Raw genomic sequence first — 17,717 nt, 5'->3', positions numbered from 1 at the left:
CGTGCCCTCCACGCAACAAGGGCGCAAACACGACCACCACTCAAACCCTCACCAGCATCCATCCGCCCCAGCCGTCCGCGTCCCGCGCTGATTGAGCGTCAACGTGCTGCACTGCGTATCGCGGCCGAGCTGCGCCGTGGTCGGTGTCGCCGTCACCGTGAACGAGGTGGACGTGGTCGCGGGCACCAGCGTGTAGTTGCGGGCGATCTGCGACTGGCAGTCCAGATGCGGATCGGCATTGGCGACACCCGCCGCCGTCTGGTCGTAGCGCAGGTTGCCGGTGTAGTAACGCTCCATGTAGTTGGCGTACTCCGCCATGCACGCCTGCGCGGCAACGCGATTGGTCTTTCCCACGTGCCGCAGGTAAGACGGCATGGCGATGGCGGCAAGAATGGCGATGATCGCCACCACGATCATCATCTCGATCAGGCTGAAGCCCGTGCCCTTGCTGCGGTGATGGCGTGACATCTGGCGTGTTCTCCTCGTTCGCATGGGGCTACCTCAGGGGTTGATCAGTTCGCGCCACGACACGCGCTTGAAGGTTCCTTGCGAGCCCGCGGTGTACACGCTGCTGTTGGAGCCGTTGTCGAAACTCACCAGCATCACGCCGCCCACGAAGATCGGGTTGTTCGGCAGCGAGCTGAAACCGATACCGCTGTTGGTGTAGGTGTTGTTGCCCGAGGTGACCTTGTCGGCGTCGTTGATCGCACCATTGCCGTTGAGATCGAAGAAGCTGGTGCTGGCCGCCGTGCCGCTGAAGGGATCGAGCGCCATGATCCAGCCACGGCCGGAGGGGTTGCAGGCATCGGTCGCCACCGGAATACGCGTGGTCCCCAGCAGCATGCTGCCCTGGAACTGGTTGGCCGTGACGATGCGTTCGCCTTCGGCACCATTGAGTGGCGAGGTCAGGTCCATATACCAGCCGGACTTGTCGGTCAGATCGCTGGTGCTCGGCTTGGCGGTAACCGCGCGTCCGGGCGATACCGGCGGCGTGGCCGTGCTGTCGCCCGCCGTTTCGACCAGGATCTCGCGCTGCTTCAGCGCCGCCCTTCCCTTGGAGATCAGGTCGGTGACCACCGTACCGCCGCTTGCCTGCACGATCAGGCCGTACCACGACTGCGTGGCCTTGCTGTTGAGATCCGTGGTGGACAGGTATTGGCCGGTGCCGAAGAACAGCCACAGGTTGCTGGTGGCCGGATCGCGCCCCATCAACATGCCGGCGGTGATCGGCTGCGCGTTGTTGCCCGAATCCTTGGCGGTGAATACCAGCTCGCCGATGCTGTTGGGCGTGGCGGCGGTGCCGTCGTTGAGCCCGAACTTCCACACCTGGCCCTTGGCGTCGCCCGCGTAGGCGACCGTGCTGATTCCGTTGGCGCTGTTGCCGATCCACACCGCCGGAGCCGCCAGGCCGTTGCCCGTGGCGGCATCGCTGGTGGTGTGCACCGTCAGGGCGCCATCGGTGATGCCGAACTGCAGCAGCGCCGCCGCGCCGTTACTGCTGTTGTAGCCATTGCCGATCAACACCGACCAAGAACCGTCGGCGGTTTGTGCGACGACCGGCTTGCCATTCATCTGGCCGATGTAGCTGCTGTTGGTGAGGCCATCGGCCGCCGAGCGTTCCCACAGCAACTTGAAGACGGTGGGATCGGAGACGTCGAGCGCATAGACCGACTTGGCCAGGCCCCGGCCCGTCGTGCCCACCGCCACCGTGTGCCACGCACCCGGGCTGCCGTAGTACACGTCGGCCACCGTCAACTCGCCATCGTTGAAGTACTGGTGCGTCACGTCGGTGCCGCCGTAAGCGGGATCGGCCAGTTGCTTGAGATTGCTGGTGATCACGGCCGACGGCAGATACGCATAGACCTCGGCGCCGGTGCTGGCATTGAAGGCGTGCAACATGCCGTCGTTCGCTGCAACCAGGATGAGGCCCGCCTGATTCGCCTTGCCCGAGGCGTAACTGGCGAAGGTGGTCGACCCGGTAAAGCTCTTGCCGACGAACTGGTTGGCGTTGGGCGCCCCCACGTACACCGGCTGCGAATTGACGATGTCGCCGAGCGGCGTGTCGCGGTTGCGCAAGGTGCCGGAGTTGCGCTGCTCCTTCGAGGTATCGCCCAGGAGATAGTTGATCATCGTCTGCTGCGCGGCCGTGCTGGCGCCCAGCGCATTCTGCTGCGCAGTGGACAGCATGCCGACATTGTCCGCGGTGTACTGGAACACCGGCAGATTGGGCGACGTGGCCGATGCGTTGTACGTGTACACCTTGCGGCTGGTGTAGGTGGGCAATGCCGCTGTCGCCGTCCAATCCGGGTTGGTGGCGATTGCTCCGGAGTTCGGATTGATCGACAACGCTTTCAGGTCGCCCTTCCACTTCGCCGTGTAGTAGTTGGCCTGATAGGCGACCGTACCGGTCTTCAGCTGCGTGGAGTTGGCGGCCAGGCTGGCACCCGTGCCGACGCGCTCGGTCGCGCGCTTGAGCGCATCCTTGAGGGCGCTGGTGAAGGCCTCGGGGCTGGTCGCGGAATAGAAGCCGCCGTGCCCGTTGACTGCCGCATGCGCCAGGTCGGCGATGTTGTTGATGCTGTCGGAACTGGGCGTGGGCCAGCTGAAATTGCTGATCGCCGTGCCACCGCGTGCCCAGTTGAAGATCTGGTCCACCGTGGTGCCAGTGGGCGAGATGCCGGTGGGCGTGAAGCCCAGGCCCAGCGTAAAGGTGGTCATGTGCTGCCAGAACGCCGGGTCTTCATTGTTGACCGGCACTTCGTTGGAGGTGTTCGTGCGCAGGTCGTTGACCCAGTAGTACATGGCGACGTCGGCCAGCGTTCCGGACAGGCTGTCCTTGTACGGCTTGGCCGCGGTGAACGTATAAGACTGGTTGTTGGCGCCCGTGTTGGTCTTCGACGTGCTGTCCGCATCGCCGATCGCCGTGGAGGCAGCCGCGCCGTTCCAGAAGCCGTCGGTGGTCAGAATGGTGTACGACTGGCGACAGGCCAACTCGGTGCTGCCGCTGGCCGTGCCGTAGTCAGGATCGGAACTCATCGAACCCCACGGCTGGTCGGTCTTGTAGTACTGACCCACGGCATCGAGCGCCGAACGCAACGGCGTGCCACTGCTGGCCGTTTCGCCCTCGAGCCAGGTCCAGAACGCACTCTTCTGGCTGCTGAAGGGTTTGACGTTGGCGATCTTGATGTCGTTCTTGCTGGACTGGTCGCTGGGCAGCTTGGAATCGTTGTTGCCGTCGATCGAGCCAAAGCCCACGCGGAAGGTGGGATCCAGGCCCGAAAACGAACTCATCAGGCCGCTCTTGGCCATCAGGATGCGCGTGCGGTAGTACGAGAACCAATTGGCCACGTTCTGCTGCGCGGTCGTGCTGTCGTCGCAGGTGGTCAAGGTGAGGCCTGCCGCTGCGCAGGCACCGGTCTTGCCGATGTACTTGCGCGTGTAGGTGCCGTTGCTCTGCAGCTGGGTATAGGTGAACAGGTTGGTCGTGGTGGTGACCGTGGTGATCTTCTGGCACAGCAGGCTGGCCGGCAAATACGTGTCGGGACTGGTGCAGCCGGTAGTGTTCGGATTGCGGTAAGTCGTGTTGCCGCCACTGGTGCGCTTGCATAGGCCGTTGTTGGCGCTGCCATCCTTCACCAGCGTACCGCTGCTGCATGTGGGAGTGGCAGCATACGTGCTGGTGTTGTTCGATGTCGTCGTGATGGCCGAGTAGTACTTGAAGTAGTGGTACGAGGTGCTGTTTCCCGCCGAACAGTTGCGCGAACTCACGTTGTTGTAGTCGCAGAAACTGTCGGACGCGTACTGCGTCGCATCGGTGGTTGTAGTGCTGCGGAAACCGTCGACGAACGCGCTGTCGATGCCGCTTGGCGTCGTATAACGGGTGCCATCGGCTTTGACGGGCGGCGTATAGGTCACCGCCGGGTTGTAGTAGGTGCCGTTGTTGCCGGCATAGCGAAGCGCATCGAGGTCCACCAGCGTGGTGCCGTTGCTGGTCGTTGCACCGCTGAGGAATTTCGCATCGGGCATGAAATCCCAGGCCATCGAGCCGGAATCGTCGAACATCAGCACGATGTTGGGCGGCAGCGATTTCTGGATGATCAACGGCTGTTGATCCACCGTTACCGCCGACGCAGGTGTCGAAAGGACACCCAGCGCCAGCACCGTCACGCTGGTGGAAAGCAACCGATTGGCAAAACGCCTCACGCGGCCGTGCAGACTGACGTGGTTTTTCATGGAACCGCCCCTAGAGGTGAACGGCGCGCCGTCGGCAGCGCCTGTCGATGGAACTCAGCGCTGCTTGACGATGGCCTGCAGAACGACGACGGCCCGGTCGCCCACGACCGCGGGATCGCCGCTACGCGCGGTGATGCGGTAATAGACGGCCGTGGTCGAACCGCCGGAATTGCCGTAGTTGTAGGAGTTGGCGCTCTGATCGAAACCGGTATCGGATTCGGGATCGGCCCAGTTGCCCATGTTCTCGATGACGTACTGCGGCTTGCTGGCCGCCATCGCGGATGCACTGAACTGCCCTGCCGCCGTGCCTGCGTTCACGTCGTAGATGCTGCCGGTGGGCAGATTCGCGTCGTTGAACGGGTTGGACAGGCACACCGTCGAACCCGTGCGGCAATTGCGCGCGACCTCGGCCGGATTGCCGATGATGCGCAACTTGGCGGCACGCAATGCTGCTTCGGCGCTTTGGAAGGCGATCTGCCGGTCGTACTGGTTGGCCGCCATCTTCTGCTGGATCAGCGTGCCGCGGATGGCGGCAAAACCCACCAGGGTCAACACCACCAGCAGGATCAGGGCAATCACCAGCGCCACGCCCCTTTGCGCCTTACCTGCAGGCACCGCGCAATGCTGCTTCCGATGCCTGCGTGTCGATGCTGCCGGGCTACTTGAAGGAGTGATCGGTTTCATGTCATTCCACCCGGTTGCGCACGGTCGTGGTCGTGGTGAACGAGCGGTCGATCGGGCTGGCGCCCGCGGTGCCGTCGCTGCTCTGCACTCTCAAGTTGATCCGCACCGCCGAGACCAGCGCCCAGTTGGTGACGGTGGCGGCATCCACGAACTGCGTGGACAGGCCGGGCTGAAAATAGGTGAGCCCCATGGAGACCACGCCGCGCACCATTTCCAACCGCTCAAAGGCATTGCCGTTGCGCGTCAGGCGGTACAGCGAGGTGCCATTCGCGGGATTCCTTCCCACGTACCAATCGGCCGCGTTGAGCTGGGTGATCAGCGCGTTCGCGCCGAACGTGTAGCTGTTGGCGGTACCGGTGCACACGGTGGGGTAGCCCAGCCCGGCGGAACAATTGCCGCCAGCGGTGCCGTGCGCGATCGTCTTGGCCCCGTTGTTGAACGCGCTGGCCTTGAAGATCGCAGCGTGGTCGAAATCGCAGACGACGTAGACGCCACTCGCATTCAAGTCGGCGCTGCTTTCGTTGAGCGTGAACGTCGCGGTGGTCGGATCGTGCGTCGCCACACTGAAACTGCTTTCATCGCCACCGATCAATTGAACCGACGGCGTACCGGCGATGCGATCCCCTGCGTTCGTGCCTGCAGCCACATCGGTGTCGTCACCCGCAAAACCGCGGACGGCATGGCCCCAGTCGGCCCACCATGCCGTACCGCCGGCGTTGGGCCCGGAGTTCAACACGTTGCCGATACGGCCGCTGTTGCTGCACGCGGTAAGCCCTGCATTGCGAATGTCGCGCGCCAGCAACTCGAAGGCCACGCGCGAGCTGTCCTGTACATCGCTGAGTGCGCGATTGGTACGGTAAACGCGCTGATTGGAAAGAAACACGCTGCCGACACCCGCAATGACCACCAGGCCAAGCAGCATCGCCACCATCAGCTCGATCAGGGTGAAGCCACGTGCACTCGCGGCGGGAAGGCGCATCTGCCTCATAGCATCGCCCTCGTCACCACCGTCTGATTGCGCTCTCCGCCTTTGCCGGCCCGGCTGTCGTCGAACTGGATGGTGATGGTGCAATCGCCTTCCGTGCCGACGCAGTTGATGCTGCCGGTGGTGGTGTCGACTTCGCCCAGCGCGCCCTTCAGCATCTCGCACCAGTCATGCTTCTGCGTGTCCACCATCGAAGTCCCCGCAGCCGGACAGGCACTCGCTTTGAGCGGCGTGCCGGTGTTGTAGCTACCTTGCTTGGCCGCCGCGAGATCGGCGCGCATGGCATCGAGAATGGAATAGCTCGCCATCGTCGCCATGCTTCGCGCCATCGCACTGTTGTTGGTCGAAAGCGACATGGCCTGCAGTGCCGCGATGCCAAGGAAGGCAACGGACAGCACCAGCACCGCCACCAGCACTTCGATGAGACCGACGCCACGCTGCTGCCGTCCCATGCCACGCGAGCACGCGCCACTCCTGGGTGTCTGGAATATCGTCATGGCGAGCATCCGGTTGAAGTTTCCGTGTCCGTTTGCAGGACGGAACCAGCAGCCATCCTGATCACGCGATGGTTGTCGCCACTCAGCGAGGGCGTACAGATATCCGCCACCGTTCCGGTATAAGGCGCTGAACTACTGGTGGCGTGAGCAATGCCCTGGGCACTGAAGCGAAGTGCCGTCACGTTGCCGTGCAACTGCAGGTCGCCGGTCAGGCTGAGGTTGCTTTCGCGCACCACCACCGCATTCGCGCCGGATAGCGCGACCACGGCGCCCGCGGATGCATCGCAAGCATCGCCAAGCGTATCGGTGGTATTGCTGGTATCGGAGTTGCTGCAGAACTGCGTGCGCGCGTTGCGCTTGATCGCTTCCATCCGGGCGGTCTGGATCGCACCGACCAGCTCGTTCGCATTGGTGGTCAAACGATTGGAAAGCGTGATGCTGCGAAAGCTCGGCACCGCCACCGCCATCAGCACGACGAGCACGGCAAGCGTCACCATCAACTCGACCAGCGTGAAGCCCCGCTGGCGACCTCGCCCGCTTGCGCAGGCATCGTGCTGCCTCGCCTCGACATGCATTGCCAAGCCTCCCCTATGACTTGGGAGCAGGCTATTCCTTACAGGAAGAATCGCAAAGTCTTGCGACGACGAGCGGTATGAACTTGCCGATTAACGGCAAGAACTTGCTGTTCGTGATGTTGGCACTCAACGCTGAAGCCGAATAAATCTTTATAAATCAAAATAATATGTAACGTTCACGCATCATCATATGCCGGTCTATAGCTGCCGCGTTTCGTAATTTCTTGCCGACGGCAACACTTACCCACCACCGCCAGCGGAAGCCAAGACGCAAAAAACCCCGCGGCGAGGCGGGGTTTCGGCCACTGCAGGCATCGTACGGACGACTGCGAATGAGTACATGGTGCCGGAAATAGGAATCGAACCTACGACCTACGCATTACGAATGCGTTTACGTAACCAATATAATCAATTACTTATATATTTAATCGTAATTGATGCCACACTTTTGCCACATTCGTGGCAAAGGCATCCAGCATGGCAACGTATCGGCGGCGTGGACGGTATTCATGGGAGGCGCAGGTACGCAGGCGCGGATGGCCGTCCCAGACCAAGACCTTCGATACCAAAGCGGAAGCCGAAGCCTGGGCCGCCATGATCGAGTCGGAAATGAATCGTGGTGTGTGGCTCGATCGTAGTGAAGCAGAGAGCACTACGCTGGGAGCACTCCTGGATCGCTACGAGGCAGAAGTGGTACCTGCACTGAAGGGGGCCATCAGAGAGCGGTCCATACTCCATCTTTGGCGACAGACGCCCCTGGCAAAGCGAACGGTGGCCACCATTCGTAGCGGCGACGTTGCGCAGCAGCGCGACGCTTGGCTAACGAACGGGCTGGCTCCGGCTACTGTGCTGCGACGCCTGGCGCGTCTCTCGCACTTGTTCAATACGGCTCGGAAGGAATGGGGCATGGAAAGCCTTTCTAACCCCGTCGAGCTTGTGCGTAAGCCAACACCGAACAATGCACGCACACGACGCGTTGCGGCGCACCCTGCCAACAACCGCCATCGTGGTCATACGAAAGACGAACTGTCCCGCATCACCGAGGCCAGTGAATCGCAGATGCTTCCCACGATCATCACGCTGGCTGTAGAAACAGCGATGAGGCGCGGGGAAATCGCCTCTTTGCGTTGGGAGCATATTGACCTGGTCAGGCGAGTTGCACATCTACCTGAAACGAAGAATGGCAACAGCCGTGATGTCCCATTGTCCCAGGCAGCCTTGGAAGCATTTATTGCATTGCTGCCGGGACATGAGGGTACGACAAGGCGGCGCAAGACGCCTGCCGTGCCGCCCTCGCTCAGAGGGCCGGTCTTTGCCGTACATCCGGATGGCATTACGCAGGCTTTTGAGCGCGCATTGCAACGAGCTAGAAAAGCATACGAAACGGAATGCATGGAGCGCGGGCACGACCCGAAGCCTTCATTTTTGAAGGATTTGAGATTTCATGATCTCAGGCACGAGGCTACCTCTCGTTTGGCATCGCGGTTTCAACTCCACGAACTAGCCAAGATCACCGGCCACCGTGACACAAGGATGCTGCTGCGGTACTACCATCCAGATGCCGGAGAGCTGGCCAAACGGATGGGCTAATCGAAACAGGAGGGGCAATGGTGGCGAGCGGGTTGGGCGGCATCTCGGAACAAGAGCCGATAATTGTCAGGCCTTATGCGGTCGGACTGTTCGACGTACTTGGGTTTAAGAGGAAGTTCGAAAGCCTTGGTCTTGAGCAGATCATTGCGAAATACGCCGCATTGATTGATATCGTCGTCGAAGGTGATCGCCGAAGGGCTGAGCTAGATAGTCTCTTTCCCAACCGGAAAGAGGGACCCTATTGGTGTAGCGGTGGCGAGATCGTGATCGACAGCCGTGTCTATATGGCTTACGCGAGCGATACGCTATTGGTCTGGTCGAATTACATCTGGGCGGATCGGTTGGTTCAAGCTGAAGGAAGACTCGAAGAATTGGCTCAGGACCCTCGCCATGATTGGCTGTTCTGCCCTGTGCCCTGCGACCCCTTTCTGGATGTTTGCAATGAACTAATTTGCCGCAGCCTCCAAATTGGATTGCCGCTCCGAGGCGCCGTAGCCGTTGGAGATGCCGTACTGGACAAAGCCAGAAACATCTTTCTGGGTCAGCCCATCATTGAGGCAAATCTGCTGGAGCACGGCCAGCGATTCATTGGTGCCGGTATGTGCCAGTCGTTCACCCAACAGACCATTCCTTCGCGCTACAGCTTGGAATTCAGTGAGCAATTAAAAGAGCCGTTTACAGGAGAGGCTAGCGGCTTAGTTTTAGATTGGCCGAGGCATTGGAGAAACACCCGGAAGTTCGACGTCAGACCAGTCATTGAGTCACTGAGCGATGACGGCGATAGCGCTGGCTACTATCAGAACACATTGGCTTCTGTGGAGCTGTCGAAGCAATTTGCAAACGACTTCGAACCAGGCGAAGCATGCCCTATTCGAAGCAACTACGAGCAGTTCTCGTATGCCAGGCAAGGTGAGATTGCTGCGTACGCGCGACCCGTCCGTAGAGCAACCGCCGAGGATGTGCAGGCACTTTCTGGACAGTTGCCACACGGGTCGCCCGTGCGAAGTCGCGATCGATAGTCGCTTATCACTTCGTGATTTCAGGTGTCTCACGTTTGCGACCCACTACTACGGAGTACCACGGCGCCCCGAGATTTGCGTATAAGCGCATAACCACGACCAAGAAGGAGCCATGAACATCTTCGTGCCAACCCGAAGTTAAGTAGAACTCCTCGTCCATAGGCGGCATGTCCCGTCCATCACCCCCTATCAAGTGACTAATTTCTTCGCTGCGCCCGAGGATGAGATCCAGAAGCAATGGCTCGAAGGACTCAAGTCCAATTTCCGCCACGGCGTACCCGTGAGCCACCTTCGCCAAAAAGCGTGCAAACGTAATTGGTCGTAGGCCGCCCAAATGCAGACCCTCCTGAGTCGGCCTCACTCTTTGCAACGCTGCCTCAGCCTCCCAGGCGCGGCACCAGAATTCCCAAGTGATCTCACCAGATGGAAGTAGGCCGGAGAGTATGCCGGGGAGCCGAAGGAACTTGAGACAGAAGTAGGCTACCGGCACCTCCATGATCGGGATTGCCATCCGCTCGCCGCTGTCCTGAAGCGGTCCGTCACCCAAGCGGCGACCGATGCCGACCAGCGGCTCCGCAGGACGATCCTTACGGCGCCTAGTCGGGGAATTTATTCGGTGTCTAAACAGGCCTAGACCCTGCTTCAGAAGCTCATTTTCGACCTTGCCCGTGACAGCAGCGCAAGTGGAGCAACTAGCCGCCGGAAATACCAGCGCATTGCCGGCAATACCTAGCGGCAAAATGTGTTCTTCGCCCAACTTGGATTGCGAATCACCACAATAGATGCAGAATCCGGCTGGATCGTATTTGCGCCCACCGCCCACACGCTCAGTCATGCTTATGCCCCTGCCTGTGCTCACTCAACGAGTGTCCGCGGGCCCTCTCGCCTTTAGTCCATTGCACCCATAACGTTGCCGCAGAATCGCGTGAAAGCGATCAGTGCCCTAGGCTCACGCTCCAGCGCCCTCTTTCCTTGCGCAACCGCCGCAGCCAAGCGAGCGTTGTAACTCCCAACAGCCGCCCGTGCGACACGCTGGCAATGGCGTTCGATTTTTCTCTGCAGGTCGTTAACAAGGGCTTCCTCGCTCGGCCCATACCCATCGATTCCAAGTGCGTCGCAGATTTGCCCCCGCAGCAAGTGCTTCCCTAGTCCACGAAGAGGCTTATTGGGCTCATGCCGTACGTTCACGCTGGACCTCCAAAATGTCGTAACGCTTTACGATTTAGTTGGATAACGATCACGCAGCACTTGAGTGAAGCGCCATATATCGAGAGCTCGCCCATCTGCTACAGCAATGCGGAGTGCATCCAAGATCACCGCATCCGAGAGTCCCTCAGCATTCCGTGCAGCTGACCGCGACTCAGCAGCCTGCCGCCTCGCCGCCCGATACCGTGCGGCTCGCTCCGCATCACTCATTGCTACTCCACCAGCAGGCGGACGCCCGCGCTTGCGAGTCGTCATGTTGGCGTCCCCTTCTTTGCTGGGGCCTTCTCGTCGCACATCGCATCATCCGCGCTGGTGGTGAAATAATATCGTGACGCGTCACAAATAAACAAGAGCAAATTGCTCTTGTAACGCGTCACGAAATATACATCTTGCCGGCATTGCCGGCGCCGCTCACGCGGCATGCCCCCGAGCTAACGCAGCTCGGGGGCGAGGTGCTCGCTATCACGCTCCGGACGGAGCGCGGAATCGTTGCCCACGACCTCAACTGCCGTCTCGTACGTTGCCACCACCGCGGCCCGCGCAATGGCATCATCGTGGTCACAGACCACGGCAGCCAGCATCCGGCCCTCCTCGGTGCGTGGCTCGCGCCCATCGGCAAGACGGGTGCGCACATGGTCGATCAGGGCCTGTGCGCGGCCCTGCTCGACGAGCTCCTGCACGCGGGCCTGTTCACCGGGCCACCACTTGGCCAACGCAGCAGCGCAGTGTTCTTCGTCGTTGTCGCTGGCCAACGCCTTGGCAGTGCCATAGATGGCCACTGCGTCCCAATCAACCTGGCCGGCCTTACGGGTCTCGTTGTAGGCAAGCTGCAAGCAGTACGGTGCCCCTGGCGTCTCAACCTTCCCAGCCTCAAAGCGCGCGGCGCGGAGCTGGTCTAGCGCCGGCAATGCCGGCGCTAGCTCTGGCGTGACCTCGGTGGCCAACTCAACGGCCTCGACAGCGGCAGCCTCGGCGACGGCCAGCTCTGCGCGGATCTTGGCGAGCTGCACTTGGTCGGCCTGGTACTGTGCCTCGATAGCCGGCCGATGCCTGGCTTCTTCGGCGGCCTGCTCGCGCCGGATCTCGTTATGGCGGTCGATGGCCTGCAGACCGGCCTGCTTGTGTTGCTCCGCCTGACGCAGCCAGTCTGCTTGGTTGGCCTCGATCTGGCGCAATTCCTTGGGCTTCACGATGCCCGCGAGCATGGCACGCACCGGATGCTCTCGCTTCCAGTCGGAGGCCCGCTTGGCCTGGCTCTCAGCGCTGAGTCGCGCCGTGTCATAAGCCTGCTCATCGCGGGCGGCCTCGACGCGCAACTGTCGACGGGCGGCACGTCCTGCAGCCAATGTCGGCACAGCATCCAGCCGTTGGGCCACGGTTCGTGAGAGGCGGGCAGCTTCTGTCCGCAGTTCATCGACCGGCCTTGGTGGGGCGGTAATCGAGGGACTCATCGTGGTGGCCTCTGGTGGGTTTAATGGGCCAACGCTGGCCCAGTTCATGGGATCGACTGGGCCAACGCTGGCCCAGTTCGTGGGATCGACTGGGCCAACGCTGGCCCAGTTCGTGGGATCGACTGGGCCAACGCTGGCCCAGTTCGTGAGATCGACTGCGCCAGCATTGGCCCAGCTCGGCGCGTCCTCGGCGACGACCACCTGGGCTGCGGCCTCGTCCCATTCGGCCATAACGGCCTGGGCGGCCCGTGCCTCGGCTGTGATCTCGGTCTCACGCTGGGCGGCGCGCGCATCAACCCGCTTCTGGCCTCGATCGCTACGCACGTAATGGGCGCGGCGATCCATTGCCATGGCGTGCACGCCCACATGGGTCTGCGCTGGCCGGTCGAGCGCGAAGGCGGTCTGCAGGTCGCCACGCTCCATGGCAGCGACCTGCTGATCAGCGAGGCTACGGTGATCAATACGCGCCTCCTGGCCAGCGTTGCCCAACGCCCTGTTGGCCATCTCGGCCCAGCATTCGCGCAGTGCCTTCACTTCGTCAGCCGCCGGCGACAAGCCGAGTTGCCGGCGCTTCGTGTCTGATAACTCAATGCTCGCCTTTTCGCCCAGCACGCCGCCGGCGACAACGCGCGTCGTTGTCAGCACATGGGCGTGATGGTTGCGCTTGTCGCCTTCGCGGTCGGGCTCGTGAATTGCCACGTCGACGGCCACGCCGTAGCGGGTAGCCAGTTCCCTGCCGAACTCGCGCACCAGAACGGCGCGCTCTTCGTCATCCAGTTCCGCCGGCAACGCGAGCACCCACTCACGAGCCGTGCGGGCGTCCTTCCTTGCTTCCGCTTGCTCGGCCGCGTTCCACAACTCCGCACGATCGAGGATCACTCCACCTGGCGCGATCAGCTCGGACGCAACCACACCCGAACGGCGGGTGTAGTCGTGGATGACCCCGGTCCGCCGGTCGATCAGCACCACGCCGGCACGATACGCAGCCGCCGCTACGGACGAACGTCCGGCGGAACGGCTAAGTGGTTTCGTGCTGGCGTGGAAGATGGCGATGGGTTGGCCTTGGCTCTTGATCTTGCTTTCGCCCGAAGGGCCGCACGGACTTGGCGAAGCCAAGTCGTAAGTGCGCCCTTGCTCGTGCTTTCGCACGGCGGCGGGATGACCACGATAGACATCAGGTTATTATCGCGATACCGTAAAAATCAAACATTTAGACGCCTAAACGTCTATTTGATTAACAACGGTAAATGGAGACAAGAAGTGATGAACAAAGAGAAACAGAGCGCCATCCTTCAGCAAAAGATTGAGCGCACAGCCGCCCGTCTCGCTGAGCTAAAGGCGCAGGCACAAGCTCGCGATGCTCGCGCAAAGGCCCGAAACGAGAAGATCGCCCGTCGCCAACGGACGCGCGCTCTCGTTTTGTGGGGCATCGCCCTGGAACGCGAGACGCGATTCAGCCAAGACGCGCCGGCCGTCGTTCGTCAGATCCTGGAAAAGCACCTGACGCGTGACGGCGAACGCGCGGCCGCTCTGCTTCTTCTGAATCAAATAGCCACGCCCGAGGTCAACTGATGACTACGCAAGATCTTCTAGGTTCAATACCTATCGCAGTCGGCGTGCTCGTGATTTTTAAAGCCGCAGGTGGATCGAAATACGCCCCTCCACCCAACGGCGGCCCGGGGGGAGACATGGGCCTCGGCCGCACATTCAAGAAGGCCGTCCATAGCCTGATGCCCTCCCACTCTCACGACGACGAAGAGAGGTGATCGTGAAGTCGTTTCTGACATGTATCCTGCTGCTCGCCCTCGCCGGCGCAAACGCAGGCACAGAGGAAGTTACCGGCGCCGAAGGCATCAAGAAGTGTCAAGACAACGCGCAGGCTCTAAGACAACATGGATTCTGCAGCCAAGGCGATTCGGCATGTGTGCAGCGCCTAGGAAACGAGTTGGAACAGAACGTTGGGAAGGTCTGCCAGAAAGCATTGGAAGCGCTGCGGCCTCAGTCGCGCCCCCGCCCCTGATCTCCAGCCATCCGACTCGCAATGGCGCCCATGCCGCCGTCGGCGGCCCGTCACGCTCGCGCTAGCCGCGATGGCAGGACGGAGACGCTTTTTTGGTTCGGCGACGCCCAGAGGCCCACGTAGTGCACTCTAGAGCGTCGACCTCGCGGCAACCTCGGTCTATTCCACGCTAAACCGCCTTTCCGGCGCTTCGGAGTATGTCGGCGTCTGTACTTGCGCGAGGCTCGACGTACTTGCGTGCATCAGCACTTAGGCAGCTCTCTCAGCCGTATGCATGCATACATGTATACGGACCTACGCTCCGTAGGCGAGGCCTCGCCAAGATCTACGCGGCGCGATGCGCCGCGTGGGTCAATGCCGCGCGACGGCGTAGCCGTCGCACGGCATCGACCGGTACTAGTGCTCTTCTAAGTAGATAGTGCTTTTCTCACTGGTGCTCTTCATCACTAGTGCTTTTACTGCTCTTACAAACGGCATTGCCGAAGTTCGGCTCACCGGGCCCCGGTTCAACCGGGTCCGGTTTACCCGTCTTCGGTGACTGAGGGGTGTCGTAAATGTAGGTTTCCGTTTTCCAACGCCCCTTAGCATCCTGGCTGCGAACCTGGACGACGTATCCGACCCAGCGCAGCTCCGCCAACGCCTTGTAGAGCGCGTCACGCCCCTCCCGCGGCGACGTTGGCATCCGCTCTTCGCTCACTGCCTCGGCAGCAAGCATGGTCATAGGCATGCGATAACCATCTCTGTTGGACAACAACCGTACAGCTAGTCCGCGAGCGCGAAATGAAAGCCTCTTGTCCCTCAGAAGCGCGACAGGGAGTCTTTCCCAAGGATCGTCTGGGCGTGGTGCCCTAATGATGTAACCCCCGCTCATCGCGTAGGCCCTGTTGCCGCCAGCCGAGCACGCTGCTCCGCCTTCGTGGGACGCCCTCGCCTCGGCCGAGGCGCCTCGGAAGACATGGGCTGGGTCTCTACAGCGACGGCTGCGGCAAGCCACGCTAGGACATCATCTTTGCGCCACAGCAAGCGCTTCTGCCCCGGGAGGGCACAACGAGGCGGAAGACGGTATGGCGCCCGTGAGGCGTCATTACGGATGGTATGAACCTGCCTATGCAGGAGGGCAGCGAGATCGTCAACGTCGAACATCTCGCCGGCGAGCGCAGCAGAGCGAGCAGCACGGTCGGAGTTGGTGGCAGTCATGCAAATCTCCATGCACCACACCCAACGGGTATGGCGAATCGAGATCGCGGAAGCCCACCTTGCTCATATGAGCAGAGGGCCAAGGTTTTGCTCAGGCCAGCCCTCAGCGGGCAGGGTTTCCCCTGCGGGGCATTCGCCCCATTGACTGCACTATCCCCGCCGTGACGCTTTCAAGCCCAGGCTCTCTTGCTGGGGGTCACGAACCACGGCCGCCTGTTATGGCTGGCCTAGGGCAGGCCGTTACCGGCCTCATTCTTCGTGTGGCAGCTTTCCGCTTCGCCCGCCACACGTGTTGGACTCACACCCAGCCAATTGCCTCTTGCCTAGCCAAGCTTTGTGACCAACGCGCCCACGCAATCTATCCCTACGTCCATCCTTGTTCAACACGTGCGCGACGTAGCGCGGCGTTCCACCGCCACAAATTTGCCACACGAACAGTGACAAATCGTGGGATACAAAGACAAACAGCGGTATACGCTGTTATGCGTATACCGCTGTTTTTATTCAAAAATATGGTGCCGGAAATAGGAATCGAACCTACGACCTACGCATTACGAATGCGCCGCTCTACCAACTGAGCTATTCCGGCGAGGAACCGTGAATTCTACGGAGCGGAGCGGAGCCGCGCAAGACGTCGGCGATCACAGGGTCGCGGAAACGCCGCCGGTCAGGCGCAGTTCCTTGGGCAGTGCGAAGGTGATCGTCTCCGGCTCGCCATCGAGTTCGCGCACGGAGCCCGCGCCCCACGATTGCAGGCGAGCGATGACCTCGCGCACAAGCTTCTCCGGGGCCGACGCGCCGGCGGTAAGGCCGATGCGGGTGACGCCGTCGAGCCAGCTGCGCTCGATATGCTCGGCGCCGTCGATGAGGAAGGAACGCACGCCTTCCTTCTCCGCCAGCTCGCGCAGGCGGTTGGAATTGGAGCTGTTGACCGAGCCCACCACCAGCATCAGATCCACCGAGGCAGCGAGGCGACGCACGGCATCCTGGCGATTCTGGGTGGCGTAGCAGATGTCGTCCTTGCGCGGGCCTTCGATGTCGGTGAACTTCGCGCGCAACGCTTCGATGATCGCCTTGGTGTCGTCCACCGACAGCGTGGTCTGCGTAACGTAGGAAAGCTCGTGCGGAAATTTCGGTTCCAGCGTGGCCACGCAATCCACCGATTCCACCAGCAGGATCTCGCCCGTATTGGCGGGATTCCACTGGCCCATGGTGCCTTCCACTTCCGGATGGCCCGCATGACCGATCAGCACCACACTGCGACCCAGTCGACCCAGGCGCGCCACTTCCATATGCACCTTGGTGACCAGCGGACAGGTGGCGTCGAACACTTTCAGGCCACGCTGATCGGCTTCCTCGCGCACGGCCTTCGACACGCCGTGGGCGCTGAAGATCACCGTGGCACCATCGGGCACTTCGTGCAGTTCTTCGACGAACACCGCGCCATCGGCGCGCAGCTTGTCGACCACATAGCGGTTGTGCACCACTTCGTGACGCACGTAGATGGGGGCGCCATAGGATTCGAGCGCGCGTTCGACAATGGCAATGGCGCGATCGACACCGGCACAAAAGCCACGGGGATTGGCGAGCAGGATGTCCACGGAAACTCCGGACCTAAGACTGACTGAAAGGCATTATCGCACGGTCGGTGTGACCGTACGTGAGCGCGGGGTCAGCCCTTGGCCTTGCCCTGGAACAAGCCGAAAACCACCAGCATCACCGCGCCCACGGTGATCCCACAGTCGGCGAGATTGAACACGGGGTAGTTCCACTCGCGGAAATACACGTGAATGAAATCGGTGACCTGCGAGGCATGCAGGCGGTCGATCACGTTGCCCAGGGCGCCACCCACGATCAGGCCCAGCGGCAGCGCCGTCTTCCAGTCGCCGCGCGGCGTGCGCGACAGCCACACCGCCAGCACGCCGCTGATCACCACTGCCAGCAGCACGAAGAACCAGCGCTGCCAGCCATCGCTATTGGCCAGAAAGCTGAAGGCCGCGCCGGTGTTGAAGGCCAGTGTCCAGTTGAGGAACCCGGGAATAACCGGATGCGGCGTGCCGGCTGGCTGCAACGCCGAGAGCGCCCACCATTTGCTCAATTGATCGAGCACGATGACGACGAGGGAAAGCAGCAACCAGGACAGGGCGTTGGTTTTGGGCTTCATAAGTCCGATCTAGCGAACGTTTGCTCCCTCGCCCCTTCGGGGAGAGGGTTGGAGTGAGGGGCCAATCTTGGGGCAAGTTTGAGGCGGAGCGAAGAA

At 61.4% G+C, this 17,717-nt stretch carries 14 protein-coding genes and 1 tRNA gene; 3 read left to right on the top strand and 12 right to left on the bottom strand.

Going from position 1 to position 17,717, the window contains the following annotated elements; translation table 11 throughout:
- Positions 1-48: 48 nt before the first annotated feature.
- The 6 genes from ISP20_RS01175 to ISP20_RS01150 all read right to left on the bottom strand — a co-directional run bounded on the left by ISP20_RS01175 (position 49) and on the right by ISP20_RS01150 (position 6,974).
- On the bottom strand, positions 49-468 hold the full coding sequence (locus ISP20_RS01175; protein ID WP_204634225.1) for a type IV pilin protein: 420 nt from the start codon (positions 466-468) through the stop codon (positions 49-51).
- Between the two features lie 33 nt (positions 469-501).
- A complete protein-coding gene (locus ISP20_RS01170) occupies positions 502-4,233 on the bottom strand; it encodes a pilus assembly protein (RefSeq protein ID WP_204634224.1) in 3,732 nt (1,243 codons plus the stop codon).
- A gap of 54 nt (positions 4,234-4,287) precedes the next feature.
- A complete protein-coding gene (locus ISP20_RS01165) occupies positions 4,288-4,821 on the bottom strand; it encodes a pilus assembly PilX family protein (RefSeq protein WP_338030950.1) in 534 nt (177 codons plus the stop codon).
- A gap of 97 nt (positions 4,822-4,918) precedes the next feature.
- Positions 4,919-5,896, bottom strand: a complete 978-nt coding sequence (locus tag ISP20_RS01160) for a PilW family protein (protein WP_204634222.1) — start codon at positions 5,894-5,896, stop codon at positions 4,919-4,921.
- A 5-nt stretch (positions 5,897-5,901) separates the two neighbouring features.
- Positions 5,902-6,399 (bottom strand): type IV pilus modification protein PilV, encoded by a 498-nt coding sequence (gene pilV, locus ISP20_RS01155; RefSeq protein WP_239535148.1) that lies wholly within the window; start codon positions 6,397-6,399, stop codon positions 5,902-5,904.
- Positions 6,396-6,974: a GspH/FimT family pseudopilin gene (locus ISP20_RS01150; RefSeq protein WP_204634220.1), complete on the bottom strand. Its 579-nt coding sequence runs from the start codon at positions 6,972-6,974 to the stop codon at positions 6,396-6,398. The genes pilV and ISP20_RS01150 overlap by 4 nt, the downstream gene beginning before the upstream one ends.
- Positions 6,975-7,451: 477 nt before the next feature.
- Here ISP20_RS01150 and ISP20_RS01145 point away from each other — a divergent pair, with 477 nt between their 5' ends.
- Both ISP20_RS01145 and ISP20_RS01140 read left to right on the top strand, forming a co-directional pair.
- Positions 7,452-8,564, top strand: a complete 1,113-nt coding sequence (locus ISP20_RS01145) for a tyrosine-type recombinase/integrase (protein WP_204634219.1) — start codon at positions 7,452-7,454, stop codon at positions 8,562-8,564.
- Between the two features lie 17 nt (positions 8,565-8,581).
- Complete coding sequence (locus ISP20_RS01140; protein ID WP_204634218.1) at positions 8,582-9,583, top strand: hypothetical protein; 1,002 nt, start codon at positions 8,582-8,584, stop codon at positions 9,581-9,583.
- A 7-nt stretch (positions 9,584-9,590) separates the two neighbouring features.
- Here the strand turns inward: ISP20_RS01140 and ISP20_RS01135 are convergent, their stop codons facing one another.
- Positions 9,591-10,418, bottom strand: coding sequence for a hypothetical protein (locus ISP20_RS01135; protein WP_204634217.1), 828 nt, complete (start codon positions 10,416-10,418; stop codon positions 9,591-9,593).
- Positions 10,419-11,220: 802 nt separating this feature from the next.
- The gene (gene mobQ, locus ISP20_RS01130) at positions 11,221-13,389 is read right to left on the bottom strand and encodes a MobQ family relaxase (protein ID WP_338030949.1); all 2,169 of its coding nucleotides are present in this window, start codon (positions 13,387-13,389) and stop codon (positions 11,221-11,223) included.
- Between the two features lie 114 nt (positions 13,390-13,503).
- Here mobQ and ISP20_RS01125 point away from each other — a divergent pair, with 114 nt between their 5' ends.
- A complete protein-coding gene (locus ISP20_RS01125; RefSeq protein ID WP_204634215.1) occupies positions 13,504-13,812 on the top strand; it encodes a hypothetical protein in 309 nt (102 codons plus the stop codon).
- Positions 13,813-14,687: 875 nt separating this feature from the next.
- On the opposite strand, the gene ISP20_RS01120 is transcribed toward ISP20_RS01125, so the two are convergent.
- The 4 genes from ISP20_RS01120 to lspA all read right to left on the bottom strand — a co-directional run bounded on the left by ISP20_RS01120 (position 14,688) and on the right by lspA (position 17,621).
- A complete protein-coding gene (locus ISP20_RS01120) occupies positions 14,688-14,987 on the bottom strand; it encodes a hypothetical protein (protein WP_204634214.1) in 300 nt (99 codons plus the stop codon).
- A gap of 983 nt (positions 14,988-15,970) precedes the next feature.
- A tRNA-Thr gene (locus tag ISP20_RS01115) sits at positions 15,971-16,046 on the bottom strand.
- A 52-nt stretch (positions 16,047-16,098) separates the two neighbouring features.
- Positions 16,099-17,058 carry a 4-hydroxy-3-methylbut-2-enyl diphosphate reductase gene (gene ispH / locus ISP20_RS01110; RefSeq protein ID WP_204634213.1) on the bottom strand — a complete coding sequence of 320 codons (960 nt, stop codon included), beginning with the start codon at positions 17,056-17,058 and terminating at the stop codon, positions 16,099-16,101.
- 71 nt (positions 17,059-17,129) lie between these two features.
- Entirely contained in the window at positions 17,130-17,621 is a 492-nt protein-coding gene (lspA, locus tag ISP20_RS01105) for a signal peptidase II (protein WP_204634212.1), read from the bottom strand.
- Positions 17,622-17,717: the final 96 nt, after the last annotated feature.

Source organism: Dyella kyungheensis (assembly GCF_016905005.1).
GTDB lineage: Bacteria > Pseudomonadota > Gammaproteobacteria > Xanthomonadales > Rhodanobacteraceae > Dyella > Dyella kyungheensis.
This window is presented reverse-complemented; position numbering and strand designations above follow the sequence as displayed.